Origin of the sequence: Aquimarina longa SW024 (genome assembly GCF_001401755.1) — a bacterium.
Taxonomy (GTDB): domain Bacteria; phylum Bacteroidota; class Bacteroidia; order Flavobacteriales; family Flavobacteriaceae; genus Aquimarina; species Aquimarina longa.
The window spans coordinates 562,477-581,145 of the sequence record NZ_KQ474099.1; the positions used below are offsets into that span (position 1 = coordinate 562,477).

At 34.5% G+C, this 18,669-nt stretch carries 10 protein-coding genes; all 10 read right to left on the reverse strand.

Going from position 1 to position 18,669, the window contains the following annotated elements; all coding sequences use genetic code 11:
• Window positions 1-111: 111 nt before the first annotated feature.
• The 10 genes from N456_RS11425 to N456_RS11465 all read right to left on the reverse strand — a co-directional run bounded on the left by N456_RS11425 (window position 112) and on the right by N456_RS11465 (window position 18,665).
• On the reverse strand, window positions 112-846 hold the full coding sequence (locus N456_RS11425) for a hypothetical protein (RefSeq protein WP_148639300.1): 735 nt from the start codon (window positions 844-846) through the stop codon (window positions 112-114).
• 4 nt (window positions 847-850) lie between these two features.
• Window positions 851-1,000 (reverse strand): hypothetical protein, encoded by a 150-nt coding sequence (locus N456_RS24440; RefSeq protein ID WP_158447876.1) that lies wholly within the window; start codon window positions 998-1,000, stop codon window positions 851-853.
• A 69-nt stretch (window positions 1,001-1,069) separates the two neighbouring features.
• Window positions 1,070-1,804, reverse strand: a complete 735-nt coding sequence (locus N456_RS11430; RefSeq protein ID WP_062056990.1) for a hypothetical protein — start codon at window positions 1,802-1,804, stop codon at window positions 1,070-1,072.
• Between the two features lie 4 nt (window positions 1,805-1,808).
• Window positions 1,809-6,194, reverse strand: coding sequence for a hypothetical protein (locus N456_RS11435; RefSeq protein WP_062056992.1), 4,386 nt, complete (start codon window positions 6,192-6,194; stop codon window positions 1,809-1,811).
• Window positions 6,195-6,284: 90 nt separating this feature from the next.
• On the reverse strand, window positions 6,285-6,992 hold the full coding sequence (locus N456_RS11440; RefSeq protein WP_062056996.1) for a hypothetical protein: 708 nt from the start codon (window positions 6,990-6,992) through the stop codon (window positions 6,285-6,287).
• A 7-nt stretch (window positions 6,993-6,999) separates the two neighbouring features.
• Window positions 7,000-10,473 carry an eCIS core domain-containing protein gene (locus tag N456_RS11445; RefSeq protein WP_062056997.1) on the reverse strand — a complete coding sequence of 1,158 codons (3,474 nt, stop codon included), beginning with the start codon at window positions 10,471-10,473 and terminating at the stop codon, window positions 7,000-7,002.
• 508 nt (window positions 10,474-10,981) lie between these two features.
• On the reverse strand, window positions 10,982-11,608 hold the full coding sequence (locus N456_RS11450) for a hypothetical protein (RefSeq protein ID WP_062056998.1): 627 nt from the start codon (window positions 11,606-11,608) through the stop codon (window positions 10,982-10,984).
• Window positions 11,609-11,615: 7 nt separating this feature from the next.
• Complete coding sequence (locus tag N456_RS11455) at window positions 11,616-16,082, reverse strand: eCIS core domain-containing protein (protein WP_062056999.1); 4,467 nt, start codon at window positions 16,080-16,082, stop codon at window positions 11,616-11,618.
• A 25-nt stretch (window positions 16,083-16,107) separates the two neighbouring features.
• Complete coding sequence (locus N456_RS11460) at window positions 16,108-16,779, reverse strand: hypothetical protein (protein WP_148639301.1); 672 nt, start codon at window positions 16,777-16,779, stop codon at window positions 16,108-16,110.
• Between the two features lie 20 nt (window positions 16,780-16,799).
• Window positions 16,800-18,665 carry a contractile injection system tape measure protein gene (locus N456_RS11465; RefSeq protein ID WP_062057001.1) on the reverse strand — a complete coding sequence of 622 codons (1,866 nt, stop codon included), beginning with the start codon at window positions 18,663-18,665 and terminating at the stop codon, window positions 16,800-16,802.
• Between the last annotated feature and the right edge of the window lie 4 nt (window positions 18,666-18,669).

Genomic DNA, 18,669 nt, shown 5'->3' on the forward strand with positions numbered 1-18,669 from the left:
TCATTTATTTATATTATTCTCTATTCTATAGTTATTTCTTGCTTACTGTTATCGTTATTCTAGTTATAAACTAGTGGGAGCGAGGAGTAATTGTTGTTTGTTACTCTCCATCTAATCTGCCAAAAAGAATTGTGGTTTTTCTGCTTCATATAGCTTGAATCCTGTCATTCCTTCTTGCTCTAACGCCAGTTTTAAACGCTCTGAAAAAAAGAAAAACCCATTAGTACTAGTTACTACTGGATATATGTCTGGTGCTATATCAAAAACTATGATTTTCTCTTTTATATCTGCCACATTATAATGTGCTGGCCCTACTTCGTTTGCAGGATTTAACTGTAATAAATCCTGAAATTTTTTAATAGAGATTTCTTGAGTTTTATTATATCTTTCTACAAATGTGGATTGTTCATAATTAATATGTAACTCTTCTTTCGCTATTAACAAAAAGTAATATTCGTAATCTTCTTCCAATGAAATTTTTACTGGATAATACCTATGGGATGGCAATTCGAACCGTTTTAATAATTCTTTACACTTAGGACTAACAAAAAAACCTAAGGATGTATTGATTTCTATAGAACACATAAAATCATCTGGTTCATTTGAAATTTCTTTAAGGTAAAATTCATAGAACTGTATTTCTTGATCGGGTATACGTTGATCTGCACTATACTGCTCATTGTTTTTTGGGAAAAAGAATTTGTTTTGTAAATAGTCTTTACTTTCATATTTATTCCTCATATCTGAGTACAATTTACCATCATGTAAATCATAATAACTTTTCGATTTTGAAACATTCAGTTCTGAAGGAAAAAATTCAAATTCGTAATATCGTAATTCTTTCATAATTCTATTTTGTTTTGTATAATGTAATAACTTCATCATAAAAATCATCTACATCAAGAATTCCTGTTCTCTTATGAGTTCCATGTTTGAAAAGCTCATCTATTCTTCTTGTTGATGGGATTCGATCAATAGCATTATCTAATTTTTCGGACATACTTTGTAAAAACTTCGCTGCGTCTGCATTGGCAGCAGTTATATTATAATTTTATTTATCCTCCTATTATTAATCAGCCAAAAAGAATTTTGGTTTTTCTGCTTCATATAGCTTGAATCCTGTCATTCCTTCTTGCTCTAATGCCAATTTTAAACGCTCTGAAAAATAGAAAAACCCATTAGCACTGGTCACTACTGGATATATATCTGGTGCTATATCAAAAACTATAATTTCTTCTTCAATCTCTGCTACATTATAATGTGCTGGTCCTACTTCGTTTGCAGGATTTAACTGTAATAAATCCTGATATTTTGCAACAGGTACTTCTTGAGTTTCGTCAAACATTTCAACAAATGTTGATTGCTCATAATTAATATGTAACTCTTCTTTGGCTATTAATAAGTAATAACACTCATAATCCTCTTCTAATGAAATTTTTACTGGATAATACTTATGTGATGGCAATTCAAATTTCTTTAAGAATTCTTTACACCTAGGGCTAACAAAAAAACCTAAGGATGAATTAATTTCTATAGTATACATAAAATCATCTATTCCATCACAAATTTCTTTGAGGTAAAATTCATAAAACTCTATTTCCTGATTTGGTATGCGTTGATCTGCACTATACTGCCCATTATCTTTTGGAAAAAAAAACTTCCTTTCTATGTAATCTTCGCTCTCATATTTATTCGTCATATCCGAATAAAGTTTTCCATACTGTAAATCCTGATAACTTTTCGATTTTGAATCATCCATTTCCGTTGGGTGAAATCTAAATTTGTAATACTGTAATTCTTTCATAATTTTATTTTGTTTTGTATAGTGCAATAACTTCGCTGTAGAATTTTTTTACATCAAGAATTCCTGTTTTCTCATAGGTTCCATATTTAAAAAGTTCGTCTATTTTTTTTGTTGAAGGGATTCCATTAATAGCATTATCTAATTTATCAGACATTGCCTGCAAAAATTTCGCTGCGTCAGTATCTGTCGCATTTTTAAACTGTTTTGAATACATTTCAAGCATTTCGTTTTGTGCACCTGTATAATTGGGATGACTGGCATGAATCCCACTACGGGATGCCGTTATATCTCCATCTGCATTTCTACGAGTTGTACTACTATATGTATCCACCTTCTTCCCATTTGAGGCTGCATCATTAATGTCAAAACCTCCCTTGACTCCTTTTTGTGTTACAGGGTGACGTAAATTTTCCATTGTCACTAAGTGATGAATTTGATCATCTGCATTCATTGCTCCAGTATAAGAAGTGTTAATATTTCCACGTTTCTTAAAGTATGCTTCCCATTCGGTTCCTCTTGCCCAATCCGGAATAGGATCAGACCCTGTATTTGCTGCCGCTCTTCTCCTAGCAAAATTACTATTTCTAAAAGTGTCTAAAATTTCTTTCCTTTCTACTTCAGACATTTCTTTGAAAGATTTTTCAAAAGAATCAGAAACAATAACTTTTGTAGATTTCGAGTTCTTAATTCGTCCTCCTATTTGATCTCCTTTGAGAAGTTTTTGTCTTTGTTTTTGAGTGAGCCCTGTCATTAATTCATCAAACTCTACTTCACCATCTTCTCTAATCAACATCACTTTTGCATTAAACTCTGCCCATAATTCGACATATCGGCCATGTTTCTCAAACCAGGCTCTCTTAAACTTGAAGCGATTTAAAATTCTATTGCGTAGATCATTAAGTTTCTTAATACCTCTCCCTATTCTACCTTTCATATTAACCACTAGCTTTGAATTCTTTATTCTAGCAATTCCTTTACGAATGGTTGTTTGTGCAAATCGGCGTGTTTTTAAAACCCCGGCAAGAACTTTTCGACCCGTTTTAGTGGCTTTTAAAGTAGATTTTATCGCTGCCTTGGAGGCTTTTACAATTCGTTTAAACACCTTTGCCATTCCTAGTAGAATTTTATCAATGAAGAATTCTACTACAATTACGGCGATAGCGGATGCTAGGGATTGCCCTGCTTTTTTGGTATCACCCGCCCAAGCGAACTTTACATAATCCCAAATATGGCCTACAGCTTTATAAACAGCTATTGCGCCAAAGATGACAATCATTGCCTTAACAATAATATCTACAGCCAATGCCAATCCTGCTCCACCTGTAAAGAATGCAATTACTCCTGCAGCTAATAATGCCGCTACTAATGCTGTAATAATCCATACCTTATATTTACTCCACATGACCTGTAATCCTGTCATCATTTGTTTTCCCATGAAACCTAATCGTTGCCCCACAGATAATCTGCCTGTTTTGGTAATTAATGCTTCTGGGCTATTATCGATTACTGGTTGTGCTTTGGTCGTGGTGGGGGCTGGTTGTTTGGTTGCGGCTTCTTGATTTGGTTTTAGCATTTCTCCCAAATAATGATCTAACTTTTTATCGTCGGACATATTTCTCCAATCTGGCCCGGTTCCTGATCCACTCCCACTCGTTTCTTTTTCGTTAATGGTGGTTTCTGCGGAGTCTGCTGATTCGGTAGTTTGTTCCGCAGTTTCTCCAACAATGCTATTGACATCAAATCCACTATCATCCGCTGCTGAAGCTTGGAATTGCTTGGTTGTTACGGCATCAGTACCTGCGCCTCCTAACTCCATAGTAGTCCCTGGTTGCATCATTGCGAGTTGTTCCATAATTTCAGGACTTAATTCTACAGCTGGACTTGGTTCTAGTGACACATCGCTATCTGCCAACTCTTCTTTAGTTAATACCGCCATTAATTTTTCCGGTATTTGTTGTTGCACCGCTTTTTCTTGTTTATTGTTCTGACCCTTCGAAAGTCCCATAGCACTCGCCCAACTTTCTTCTTGTCCTGTAGGTACTTCAAAATTGGGTAGTGGTTTAGATGGATCTCCTCCCATGGCTTCTTTTGCCAATGCCCCCATAAATTCTCCAGGTGCATTCCATGCGCCTTCAACGAGATTCCATAAGAATTCTAAAATCTTGATTAGTCCAACTACCAAAAATTTCATGACATCAAGGAATAAATTATATAGTGCCTGGTAGGCGGCAAGAATAGCATCTAATACGGCTCCAAGAGCATCCAATAATGCATTAACAGCTTTTTTAAGTCCTTCTGCTAATTTGTTAACTATATCAACTGCCTTATTCACTGCTCTGTCAATAGCTGCATTGAATTTATCCCGTAATTTTGGAAAAGCAGCTAGAGCAATATTTACAAACCCTTTTAGTACCTCTCCAAATGCTTTGATCATTCCAACAATAGCGTCTCGTGCCAAGTCGATAAGTTTATTTGCTAATTTCTTAGCTGCTTCAATGAGTCCTTTAACTAATTTCCTAAGTCCATCAAACAATGTATTAAGAACGTCTTTCAGAGCATCAAAGAAACTACTTACTGCATCTACCGCACGATCCCACCAGCTCTTGTTTTCTGATTCTTTTTGGGCTTTGGCCTTTTTAGCTTCGGCTTCTTTGTTGGCTTCTGAAACTTTTTTATCTCCTTCTGTTTTTGCTTTAGTATACTCCTGATCTATTTTGGTATCCGTTTCAGATACTTTACTATCTATGTCCTTATCTACTTTCTTTTTAGCTTCTGATGATTTCCCTGCAAACTCACTTTTTACTGCTTCATTTTCTTTCTGCCACTCACCACGTTGTTTAGTAACATCTACCTTAGCTTTTCGTTGTTCCGACTCCTGCTCAGATTTAACCCTAGCCGTTTCTTTTGTGATCTTTGTATCTGTTAGTTGCTGTTCTTTTTCTTGATCTGCCTCCATTTTTGCATAGGCATCGTCTTGTTTAGCTTTCTCAGCTGCTAATTCCTGATCCATATAGGCTTTTGCACTACTATCAAAACTTTGTGCTACTTCTTCAGATACATTTGGAACTTCTTTTTCTAAAACCGAATTTATTTCAATGATTGATAGTTCCGTTGACGGACTTAATAATCCTACTTCAAGTTCTGGATAAATATCGTCTTCTCCTTTATAGATTTTACTCTCTTTGAGGTTCTTCTCTTGATTTTTATTAACTGTGTTTTCGGATGTAGTTACATTCTCCTGATTTTTGGATGGGTTGGCTAATCCAGTAAGGTCTACCTCTGGAGCTATTCCTGGGTTGGTATCGACACTCTCAGAAGTTGGTAGTGTTTTTATACCTTGCTTAATTTTTAATTTTCTATCATCATCATTTCCAGATCGGGTACGTGTTTTGATTAATTTGAGTTTTTCTATAAAACTACTTGGAGGTTGCTCACTTTTTTCTTCTATATTATCTCCTTTGCTTTTCCCTTTAGGTGTCAGATCTGGCAATGATTCTTTTTTTCCTACAATTTCATTGGCTTTTTGTTGCTTCTTAGCTAAAACCATAGATTTAATTGGCACACCAGTGGGTTGTTCTATCTCAGGCAAAGATTCTTTGAGTTTGGTTTGCTCATTTTTTTGAGCTGCTAAAACATCTTGATCTGCTCTTTTTATCGATCGTGAAAAAGCAATAGGTTGTTGTGCTACAAGACTATTGGTATATTCTTTTGTATTGCCAGTAGCTAGTATTTTAGTATCGGGTTGTTCGGAAACATCAATTGCATCTAGTTTGGTTTTTAATTCTTCTTCTGGAAGTTCTTCTTCTTTTTTATCTAGTTTTTGTTCCTGTTTATTTAGTATATTCTTAGCTTGAACATTTCTTCCTGCTTGCTTCGATTTACTTACAATTTGCATTGCATCATTTTCAACCGAAGAATTTATCTTATTGGTATCCGAACTAGTCTCCAGCTGTTCGGCATTACTTTGCACAATAGATTCTTGATGCGGTTCATCAATACCTTCTGATTGTTTGTCATTATTCTTTTTTTGTAGTGCTTTTTCATCTTCCTCCTCTTGCATTATCTGCATCTTCTCTGTATTGCTCTCCTTCTTTTGAATGTCTTCAGTTTTTGTTTGTACTGGAACTGATGAACTGGTACTCCCTAATCCTACTGTAGTTTGTTTTTGATGAACCACTTTCTCGGCTACCTGATCGGCTTCTACTTCATACTTATCATTAGGCTTGCCTACTTTTAGTTTGGGTTGTACGGTGGGTGTGAAAAATGGTGTGGTAGCTTCACTAGATTTTGAAAAAAAACTGCCTTCTCCTCCTTTGTTAAAGAAGGGTTGCCGCTTAGCCTGAATTCGGCTTTGTGTAGTAGTACTTTTATTTGCTTCTGCTGTTTTCAATTAATCTAATAATTTTATTTTTTAAATATTTCTACATACTCTTGTATATCTACTTTTATTACTAATTTTTACCGGTATTTACGAAATGCTCTACAAATTTTGAGAAACAACTAATCCTAAATTTAAAGATTCATTCGAAAAATTTTGATTATAAAAAGAATTAGATATTTTCTCTTGATGAATAAGAGTACAGATAATTGCTACTAATGAAGGATTGAAAACAGGGTATTCTCCCGGAGCAAATTCATAATCCACATCATAACCTAAATGAAAACTCTTTATAAGTTCATTCAATGATTTCTCTACGTTTAAGAAATTTAATTCGGATAAATCATGAAATATCCTACTCCATAAATTATCAGAATCTTGATCCAACAACTTAGAGTAATCATTAATTTGTTCTTCATCAATCAAATACATAAATAACTTTTCTTCGTAATCACTATATGTCTCTATGTTTTTCTTTGCTTCTTTAACTAAATCCCATCTACCACTAATAACAGCATATTGACAATATCTAATGTTATCTTGTATTTTATTTGCTGCCAATGCTACTAATTCAAACCATTTTCTGCATAAATAAATACTTTGCCCAGATGCATAAAGAAAAGATCCAAATTGTTCCAAAAAATCAACTAAATATTCTATATCATTATTCTCGAATATACTGTCTACCTCTCTATTGTAAAGTCTTTTAAAGAAAGTAGTATAAGTCCCTGCTTTTAAAACTCTTTCCTTACAATTATCCCAACTTATCAATTCATATTGAGATTGTATTGTTTCTCTTAAATCATCCATTATTTCTTTATTTAGACCAAGGTATTATATCCTCTACGGCTTTATTTTTAGCAGCTTTTTCGCCCTTAGCCGCTAACCCACTAACACTATCTCCTGCAGTTGCATTTATAGTATCAACTTTATTTTCCTTAGGTATAAAACCTGGGAATGTAATTTCTTTATCCGCTTTGGAGAATCTAGCATGTGGGTAAATTTTTCCCGAATCCTTTAATGCTCTTATATCTTCTGCTTTTAATGCTTCTAAATCATCTACTTTAAACAAATAAACAAAAAGTTTCCCTACTAAAAGCGTCGAATCAAAATCTTCAAATTTCTCAATCTGATCTTCTTTTGGGCTAACTTCATTCATAGCATAAGCAGCACTTCTTGAAGCTGTCTTTGTAGTTGATATGAATGGAAGAGAAGTAAATGAGAAACCTTTATAAGAATCTCTTTTTCTTTCTTTAATTTCTTTAATAAAAGTAGCTCTTGAGTTAACAAACCTTTGTAACAATGCATAAAAATGTGAACTAACAGTTTTTCTACTTCCCCACCAAGTTTTAACATCTACTTTGGTTTTCTTTGCCATTAATTCTTCTACTACTATTTTTGCCGCAGCTAATTTTTCCTCGTAAGTAACATCTTCACTAAATCTATCTTTTCCTAAGATATCAAATACTGCATTGGAAAAATCTTGCTCAGCTGCAACATTATTTATTACTTTCTCCTTTTCTGCTTTATCATCATACAATGCATAATAGTGTATCCCTCTATAAAGAGCCAATACACCAGCAGTTCCATGTTTAGCTTTTATTTCAGAAATAAAATCGTTAGGTGCTATTCTAATCTTAAAATCAATATCATTATTTTTTTTCTCTTCACTTAAAGAGCCAGATGTGATATCAATCTTAATACCATCTTTGAGTTGTGGTTGGTATTCTTTTATTAAATCTTTTGCCTGTTTTTGTTTTTGTTTATAAAATTCTGTAAAAGAAGCATTCTTCTTTGATATAGGCTCTTGTAATTTTTTGCGTACCTGTTGCCCTATCAATTTATGTTTTTTCTCATCATTACCTTCAACATCTACTGTTTTTTCTTTCCCTTTACCAAAAAGTTTACCAAACAAAGCTTTCCCCTTGTTTACAATCCAATTGATCACCTTACCAATGGCAGTTTTTACAGGTTTAGCTATTCTTTTAATTAGGTTTTTTACTTTTCCAACAATACCACCAAGTCCAAAAATATTAGCCAAAAATGCGATTACCAATTGCATTCCTTTGGCCATGATCTTTTCTATAAATGAGGTAGCGCCTTTAGATTGCCCCAGAGCTACTTTTACAATAGAACCAAGTATTCCTGTAGCTATATCTTTGATGGTTTCCCACCAATCTATAAAGAATTTAATCACCCTATAGATCCCCAATACCAATTGTACTATAGCACCTGCAGGATTAAGCATGGATACCAGTTTAATAACTGCCTGCTTGATGATCTCAGTAGATACTAGTTTTGTTATCTGGGTAAAGATCATCGTTTTCAGATTGGCTAATGAGTTTTTTACCATTTCCCAAAGTGCTATTGGTCCTTTGATCACAAGGTCTTTGACTACACTAGCTGTTTTTTCCATATACCCTATTATTTTCTCTCCTTTAGGGCCTAGTTTTTTTACAACTTGCATCCGTATTTGCTGATAGGTAGCTCCTACTAACTGCGCTATAAAGCCAAAAAGGTTGGGGATATCAAATTTTTGAGGAATCTCTACTCCTATTTCTGCTGCTTTACCAAAAAGCCATCCAAACAGGGCATTTTTAAAATGTATCCCAAAATTGTTTTTGAAATTAGAAAACCCTTGTTTTAGTGAGGTCATAAAACCAGAAAGAATCTCCTTAGGATTATCAATGGCACGCTTGAATGCTACTTTGTTTTTCTTTAGAGTTGTTAGCAAATCATGAGCTCCAACTAAACGCAAAGCTCCTTCAAAACGGAGTTCTTTTACTTTCTCAGATACAACACGGGTAAAGGCCATGATTTTACCTACTAATCCACCAAAGTATTTTTTGAACACCTTAATATTACCACTTATACCTTTCCAAACAGACATTTCATCCCACATCGCCTTTAATCGTCTCGAAATATCATTGAAATCTATCCCAAATTTGGCGATTTGCTGTTCTACCCAAGTTCCTGCTTCTTTTAAGGTATTGGTTTCTTTAAGTTCATTGAATAAAATTTTTCCGATAATAGGAGTTAAATCCATAAAACCTTCGATAAGGTTTACTCCTGTTCGGGCTACTGTTTCATCAGTAATCAAGTTTTTCCCTAGTATTACATTGAGCAGGGTATATCCGGGGATGGCTCTTTCTGCCGCCCAATTCAATCCGCTTTCTATTTTTCTTCGCGCCCAACTTTTTCGTTGAATTACGGGTTGATTTGTATCAGAAATATTTTCTTTCTTTGTGCGTATTGCTGCACCTTGTTGTACCGTATGCGTCAGCTCATGTGCCAATAAGTGTTTCCCAGAATCTGAATTAGTATTGTACTTTCCTTCATTAAAATGAATGTCATTACCATGTGTAAAAGCCTGAGCTCCCAATTCTTTATTCATTTGAATTGATTCACTACCTGTATGAACCCTTACCTTGCTAAAATCAGCACCGAATGCCGATCCCATATCATTTTGTGTATCAATAGATAATGGACTACCTCCTCCTTTGGAAGAATTTAAGCGATTTTGTAAATCCGATGTTGCTTCCTGTGAAGTGTTTTCTGATTTGGTCTGTATACTATCCTCTTCTTCTCCTAGTCTTCCTGAATCTGCAATTTCGGTCTTGGTTTGAATTTCAGATTCTCCTTCGCCTACATTTTCTTTTTCCTGGATTTGTTCTTCCTCCCCGCTTGATAATGCTCTTTGTATTGTAGGTATATTTATGAATTTAGCCTGTAGATTGGCTTCTGGTTGTTCGGCATTGCTTTCAAAAATAGGTTTTCGTTGTACTTCTTTATCACTTTCAGATATCTGTTCTTCTTCTTTTTTTTGGAGTTTTTCTTCTTGCGAGGTATCTTTCTGAACTGTTGGGGTGCTTAGCTTTGTTTGTACGTCAGCTTCTGGGGGCTGTTCTGCATTACTTTCGAAAATAGGTTTTAGCTGTAATTCATTATCGTGTTCTGAAACTTCATCGTCTTCTTTTTTCTGTAGGTGTTCTCTTCCTACAGGGGTATGTTTTGCCTGAACTGATGTATCACTATGAGAAGGGGATGAATCCTTAGGTTGACTTAGTTTCTGTACCACTTTATCTGCCATTGCATCGGCTTCTACTTCATACTTATCATTGGGCTTGCCTACTTTTAGTTTGGGTTGTACGGTGGGTGTGAAAAATGGTGTGGTAGCTTCACTAGATTTTGAAAAAAAACTGCCTTCTCCTCCTTTGTTAAAGAAGGGTTGCCGCTTTTTCTGAATCGTGTTTTTTGCGGTAGTGCTTTTTTGTACTTCTGCTACTTTCACCTAGTTTTTTGGTTTTAGTTTGTCTTATCGCTCCGTTGTATCTATTACTTATAGTATTCTCTATTTTTAATCGTTATATAAATCTTTCTATTTTCCTACAAAATGGAACTTCTATCATTCTTTTTATACTTTCTGAGGTATCCACAACACCTTCCTTGTCCTACAAAACACACTCTCTGTGCTATGTGTATCGACTACTGGTATAGTTATATGCTCTCCGGTAGTACTTACACATAGATCATTGGTATATTTGATCTCTTCCCGGCAGTACTTTTATCAATCTCCGTGATATAAGTACCTCTCTTACGGTTATTTTTATCGATCATCGGTTCGTTGATGATGGTTTGATTGCATGTTGATGATCAAATAATATCTTGTCTAACACGCTTTTTATTACTCTTACTGCCACTAGTTGCATACTAGCGGTAGCGGGGGACTTTTCTTTTTATCATTATATACTTATCCATAGGTAAGATGTCTTTTAGGTTAATCATATAATCTATTAGACCTATTCATCAATCCTAAGGGTGTTATATAACTCATAAAACCCTTTTACAGTTATTTCTGGAAATAGTTTATTCATTTTTTCTATTGTTGGACTTGATGTTTCATCAATTATAGGTTCAATTACACTTTTCTGCCAATAGGCTGCTCCTTTGGTATATTTTAGCATTTCCAAATAACCTTTGAAATCCAGATTTAGCTTTTGTGGGTTTGCGTCAAACTCAAAATAAAAAAGTCCTTTTTCTGGCTGATCTAAATAAAACCCAACTGCTGCTTCATTATAGAAATAATCTAATAATGTAAAATTTTTCATTACTGGATATTTTTCTGGTAAAAAATCTACATCCCCAATAAGTACTTCTTCGATTGGCAAAATATTAATTGACCCTTCTATGTCTATTCCCAATTCAGGTTTTAACATCCATTTGACTTTCCAACCTTTCAATGCAGCATAAAAATTTTTAATTTCATCTTCTAAATTTAACAAAACATCAACTCCTAAGCCTTCTCCTCTATATATTTTAATGTTATTGTCAAAAACCTGAAATTTCTCTTGATTCTTCATCTCCCATTTAAACAAATGCTTATTACATTTTTCAGCAAAATATTTTTTCAATTTAATTTTATCCATAATTAATCTATATTATAATTCTATTCTGTAATCCAGAAAGTGGTATTTTTCTTTTATCCGCAGTTCCTAACATTTCAAGGGCTTTATCCTGTAAATCACCATAAGTATCAATCTCATCTGAAAAACCTTTAATAGCATTATTTATAGCAGTAGCATTATCAGAATCAAACCATCTTTTTAAGAACTCCAAATCTACTTCATCTATAGATAATTTAGTCTTTATTTCTCTGGCTGTTCCACTTATATTGTATGATCCTGGAGTTTGTTCTATAGTATTAGGTATAGTATCATTAAAAACTACACTATCTTCTACCCAATCTCCATTATCATTTGGTTTAAGTTCAATAGCTCTAATAGTTAAATGTCTTGGCACAAAAGCTTCTGCATCTATTACTTCTTTAATAGTACCAGCATGTGCCATTACTTCTGGATCTGTAGAACTATCAACAGCTTGTTTAGCTGATGTATTTACCCCTCTACCATATTGCGCTATAATTATATACTTAAATGCTCTTTGGTCTGATGTAAGGGGCTGACCATCTGATGTTAAATGACTAGTCAATTCTGATTCGATTTTATCTTTATGCGCTGTATTTGCGGTGTATGTTAATGGTGTAAGGTTTTTCCAGTCGTTAGGGCCATGTAAGTTTCCATTTAACAAGTGGCCTCTCAAATAATATGGGCGACTTCCAGATTCACCTTTTCTTAAATCCAATACTCCATGTTTATCATATGCTTTACTACTAGATTGAGCTCCTGAAGTTTTACTAGAAAGATAATTAATCGCTGCCGAAGATCCAAAAGCGCCATCAAACTTAGTACCAAATTCTTTTTGATTTTCTGGTATTCTTGCTCCAAATGCAACATTCATTAATTGTTCTGTAAAATTGGCTAATTGATCTACTTTAGTATCAAATTGCTCTTCTGTAAGTGTTCTATCAGCATTTCCTGTAGTTATTTTTTCTAATTCTACTCCTATTTCTGTGGCCAAATCTATAGCACGCTGCTTAATAGCTTTTTGCTCATTAGATGCATCAGGTGGCATTTCAAACCTATTAATAAAATCGCTATATAAAGTAGGTGTACTTTCCATAATCAACTCAAACCTACCATCACTATTTCTTAAGTAAATTTTGTGTTCTTCTCCCGATAACAAGGTAAAGTCATCTTTAATTTTAGTTGGATCAATTTCACCACCGCCTTTTTTAGGCTTCCCTGTCTCTGTATTATTCCTATCGCCAACATCGATTAGATAATCCCAGGTCTCTTTACCGTCTATTACTCTTGAACTTTCGATTACAGGATGCTCTTTTTGCCAGTTGTTTAGTAATGATTTTGCTGCGGGCTCATCGATAGTACCATCTTCTCCGGCTGCTGTTTTTTCTTTTGTACGCAAATCTGTCATTGCATCACTTAGTAGCTTAACTCTTTCTGCTGCACTCATTAATGGAATCTTTAACAAATGCCTGCTATTATCCTGTTTTGCATGTTTTACATAGACCGAAATATTATCATCTTGCTTGTCTCTAAGTTGAATTTTATCTAGTCCATACTTTGATTTTATCCTTTTTGCCTTTGCATCAACAACACCTTCTGTGGGTTTTGGCTTTGCATTTTCGAGTTTAGACATTTCATCAAGAGCTCTCATATATTTCTGCTCGTCTGGCAGGTTTTTAAGATCTTCTTGTTTTTTATTATTAGGGGGTAATCCTTTACCATCTCCTGTTACTTCTGGATTAGCATTTTGTTCTCCTCCTGGTTCTCCCGTCCATTGTCCTTCTGGATTGGCATCGGCATCTCCCATTTTTCTAGGCGGAGGATCTGCCATAACATCTGCTGTAAATTTATTAGGATCAAATTCTACAGGAGAAAATTTAAGTTCTGGAGCATCTGGTGATCCTACTAACCAATCGATATCTGCACCAATTCCCATACTATCGCCTATTGGATATTGTACTTCGCCTAATGGGGTTTCTTCTCTACCATCTGGTGCTGGTGACCACCATGGGCTATCTAACTCATAGAATAACGCTCCTGATAATTGTAAGAATAATTGCGCTGCAGCTTCAAAATGTCCTTTTAATCTAGATTCTCCTACTTTTCCACCTTCTGGTGCTGCACTTTCTGTATACTGAAATGTTGGTGTGGCTTCTGCATATGCCCTAAGTCCAGCTGCCGCGGTTACATTTACACCTGCTTTAACATCGTGGCCTAATAATGTAAGACCGACTCCTGCTTCTGCTTCTAACCCTAAAACGGCAAAGGCATTAATACCTAAGGTTCCTGTTATACTAAATTGTTGTAATACCGATGGGTCTGTAGAATAGGTTCCTGTAAATCCAACATCTTTAAGTACTAATGGTCCAAATCCTGCATTAACAAACATCCCTATGCCTGCAAATAAGAATACTTGCCCGACTAATGGGATACCATAACCTGCACGTATTTCTACATCAAAAATCTGGACTTTTTTGCCTCGTTGCTCCATGAGCTCTATCTCATCGGGCACTGCTATTTCTCCTACGATGGTTACATGCCCTTCGTGATCGATACCAATCTTGGCCGTTCCTTCTAACCAAGGCGTTATTTTAGCCTGTACCTGTCCCCAACCAGCAAGTACTTGATTATTTTTAGTTTTTGGGGCTGCCGTTTCTGGAGTTGCAGGAACTTCTGCCTGAGCATCCATTGTTTCTAATCCTAAGGCGGCATTCATCATCTGTCTTGACTTTGCCGCATCTGTTACCAATAAAGTGATTGATCCAGTAAATTTTTCAGACTGCATTGTACCAGTACCTTGTATCGTTACTGCACCATCAATATATTCTGCTATTATTGTTGCTTGTATGTTTGCAATATCACCTTGTATTTCTCCTCTACCGCTTAATTTTCCACCTTCTCCTCTAGCGATTGTAAATTGACCTTGAGCTAACCCCTGTATATCTACATTTGCGTTAAGGTTAAATGTAAATGCATCTCCTGTAATTCCTAGTCCACCTCCTGCTTCCAAAAAACCATCTACTACCGTAGTCAAAGCACTCACTTGAAAAACTAAACGACCGTTCTCAAAAGTGTTTTCTAAAGCATCAACATTTAAGGGTTCGATACCCAAAAAATCCATTGTTTCTAACTTATCATTAAGCCCTTTAATAAATCCTTGGACATCTCCTACCAAGGCTCTTTCTCCCATTTTTACACTAAGAAAACCTTTGGTTTGCTGTTCGTCTCCAAAATTACGGAGAACTAAAATGGGGTCTACTCCAGCTTCGCGCATAGGGTTTAGAAAATTCCAACCCGTTATATTCAAATACTTATGATTACCTTCAGAAAGTTCATATTTTGCTGCATCTCCCTGAATGTTTCGTGTCGTTTTATTAACCTTTATTGTTCCTCGATAACGTTCTCCTATTTTTACATCTACATCAAAAATTCGTTTTCCATCATTATACTGAGCATCGAGATAATTTGCCCAGGCCGTTGTTAAATCAAATCGATGGCTAATATCTAGAGCATCATTAGGGCGTATCGCTGCTTCTATAGCAGTAGGAGTTTCTGTAACTTCGGTCGTTGCTTCATCTACTTTTTGCACAGAAGGCTTGGATGCTCCTTGTTGGACAGTATGCGTTAACTCATGTGCTAACAGATGTTGACCAGAGGTCGAATTGGTATTGTATTTACCTTGATTAAAATAGATATCGTTACCATGAGTAAAGGCTTGTGCTCCCAAATCTTTGTTCATTTGTACTGCTTCACTACCCGTATGGGTTCGTACATTTCCAAAATCTGCTCCCATTGCTGATCCCATGCTTTCTTGAGTATTTGATGGCAATGGATTTCCTCGTCCTTTACTAGAGTTTAAGCGGCTCTGTAAGTCTGGGGTTATTTGTTGTTCTGTATTTTCTGATTTGGATTGTATTTTTTCTTTTTCATCTGCTGGTTGAGGCTTTTCTCCAACATTTACCTTAGACTGAATCTCTTCTTCAGTCTCTGTAAGTTCATCCTCTTTCTTTTGAAGTTCTTCTTCTTGCGAAGATACTTTCTGAATTGTTGGTGTGCTTAGCTTTGTTTGTACGTCAGCTTCTGGGGGCTGTTCTGCATTACTTTCGAAAATAGGTTTTAGCTGTAATTCATTATCGTGTTCTGAAACTTCATCGTCTTCTTTTTTCTGTATGGGTTCTGTTCCTACAGAGGTATGTTTTGCCTGAACTGATGTATCACTATGAGAAGGGTATGAGTCCTTAGGTTGACTTAGTTTCTGTACTACCTTATCTGCTATTGCATCGGCTTCTACTTCATACTTATCATTGGGCTTGCCTACTTTTATCTTGGGTTGTATGGCGGGTGTGAAAAATGGTGTGGTAGCTTCACTAGATTTTGAAAAAAAGCTGCCTTCTCCTTCTTTGTTAAAGAAGGGGTGCCGCTTTTTCTGAATTGTGTTTTTTGCGGTAGTGCTTTTTTGTACTTCTGCTACTTTCACTTATTACTTTGATTTTCTGATATATTTATTTTTCTATAGTATCTGTTTTTATATTATTCTCAAGGATCCTATCTCTTAAGTATTCTTTCATTTTTGGATCACTCCATTGTATTTTATTTATCTGCTCTCGTAATCGAGAGGTATCATCTGATGATAATGATCTATTGTCTAGTTTTTTCTGTATCGTAGCGATTGCTTTTATATCTTCTATGGTAAGTAGATTTTCTTTAGACTGCTGTTGTTCTAATGATTTCATACTATCAGTTAATATTTTTTTGAGGGGTTCTCCTTTATTTATTTGTATTGCTTTATTGGTTAAATCAATTGCTTTATCTGGATTTCCTAATAATAAGTTTGCTTTTGCAACAGCTTTGATATCTTCTACATTAGCGGCTCTTTTTTCTAGTTTTTCTGTGATTTTACTAAGCTCTTGTTTTGCAATTGTATCTTCTGGATTTTCTATAACTTCTTTAGAAAATTTTTTAAGAGCAACTTTATCATTTTCAATCTGTATTTCTTGGATACTTGGATATCCTATCATAAGAATGGGAATCGGAAAAAATAATAAGAGTTTCTTGATATTTTCTTTTTGAATAATGTAGTACACTAATCCTCCGCATAATAACATGAAAAGAAATACTCCTAAAAAAAGAAGTACGATCTCATATAAGTGTAGGTTCCCAAATATTTTTTCCATGATATTATTTTTCTATTGTATTATCTCCATTCTACCTTTAGCATTTCTTTCATCCAAGGTAATTTTATAAGGCTTAGATTCCAAGGAAGTTTATCCAACAGAATATCTAATGTTTTTTGTTCGACATATAGTTTCCACCCTGTTTGTTCTTTTTCTAGTTTCCCTTGTCTTATTAAAAAACCTTCGCGTAATCCATCGGCTGATATACTGCCTAATGCTCCCCAGTGTTCTACGATAACTGCTAAGAGGTCATTTGCTTCTTTTTTTTCTTCTTTGGTAAGGCATATGGTATGATCTAAGGGTATATTCACTGGCATTTCGCAAAGAAATTTTGGGAGTATCATTTCATATTCTTTAGGATCTTCTTCTCCTGTAGCTAAGTAATGTAATAGTACTACGGCTTTACTTCTGGCATTAATATCTTTAAAATCGCTATCTTCTAACAAGTTTAACCTACTAAAAAAGTTACTTAAAAAAGGGTTTAATAGTACTACTCCGGCATTATTAAAAAACTGAGGGGATTCTAATGCTGCTGCTTCGAATATTTCATCTTTAGATATTTCTTCTTTAGTTTCTTTAACGACTGATGTATCTTTTACTATAGATTCTTCTTGATGATGCTCTTGTGTTTTATTTTCAGCTTCCTTGTCTATATGTTCTCCTTTATCTTTTTTAATTTTTTTTAAATATTCTTTTTTCTTTTCTTCTGTAGTATTCTTATTGAGTTGCGTACTTTTTATATCTTTTTTATTCTCTGCTATTGTTTGCTGCTCATTTTCTATATCCGTATCCTGCTTATGATTATATATTTTACTTAAAAACGGATATGATTGTTTGTTATTTTCGTTATAGATGTTAGTGGCACTAACTATTTTTTTTATAGATACCTCGTTAATGATATTAGTTATTCTAAGATGACGAATTACTTGTCTGGCAAGGGTACTGCTATCTATTTTTTTTCGTTCTATACTAATGATCTCAAAAATCTTTTTCCATATATTAATTTCTAATGTCCTAAATGGTATAGTTATAGAAAATATAGGTATATCAAAAGATTGCTCTTTTTCCTGAATTGTTTTTATTTCTTTAAAAAAATCTAAAATACCATCCTGAGAGAATCCTGTATATAATTCTACTATTGATTTTAGGTCTTTTGGGGTATGTTGTACAACTAATCGTTGGAGTGCTATTGGGGCTATTTTCAGCTTGTTTTCTAAAACTGTTACTGCTTGTATATCTACGCCTAGGGTTTCTAAAACAAGTAACATCCAATCATCTTCTGGTGGTATTACATATGATGGTAATGTTCCTTTTTCTAGCCAATATAACCAAGCCTGAAAATAATATGCTTTTATGGGTTGTCTTTTTCTTTTGATCCCTGCCTGCTCTGAGATATTTCCTTTTTCAGAAAAAAAATTATTGTTATTAGAATTAACTTGATTTGCAGTATTGATCGTATCTTTAAAAGAATTAGTATTACTTTTATCTTTAGAACCTCTATGTGGATTCCCGTTTTTATGAATATCTGATGAATTTAAAAATTTATAGGTATTTTTATTATTTTTCTCTCTATCCCTTTTTATATTTTTTTGAAAATTGATACTTGTTAGCTCTTCTTGTAATGTTTTTTCTAAAAGCTCTATTATTTTGTCTACTATTTTACTGATATCTGGTCTATCTAGATTAATAGCTCCTATATCTATTGCTATCGTATCTAATTGTATAACCTCATCTTCGGCTACTAAATTGTCAAAAAGGTTTTCTAAAGCAGGGACTAGATTTTTCCATACCAATTGACTTATTTTTTGTTGGTTGACATAAGCATCTTTAGAAGAACGAGCTTCTAATTCTATAGTCTGTTTTCCTATAAGATGCTGTTGCGTCATAATA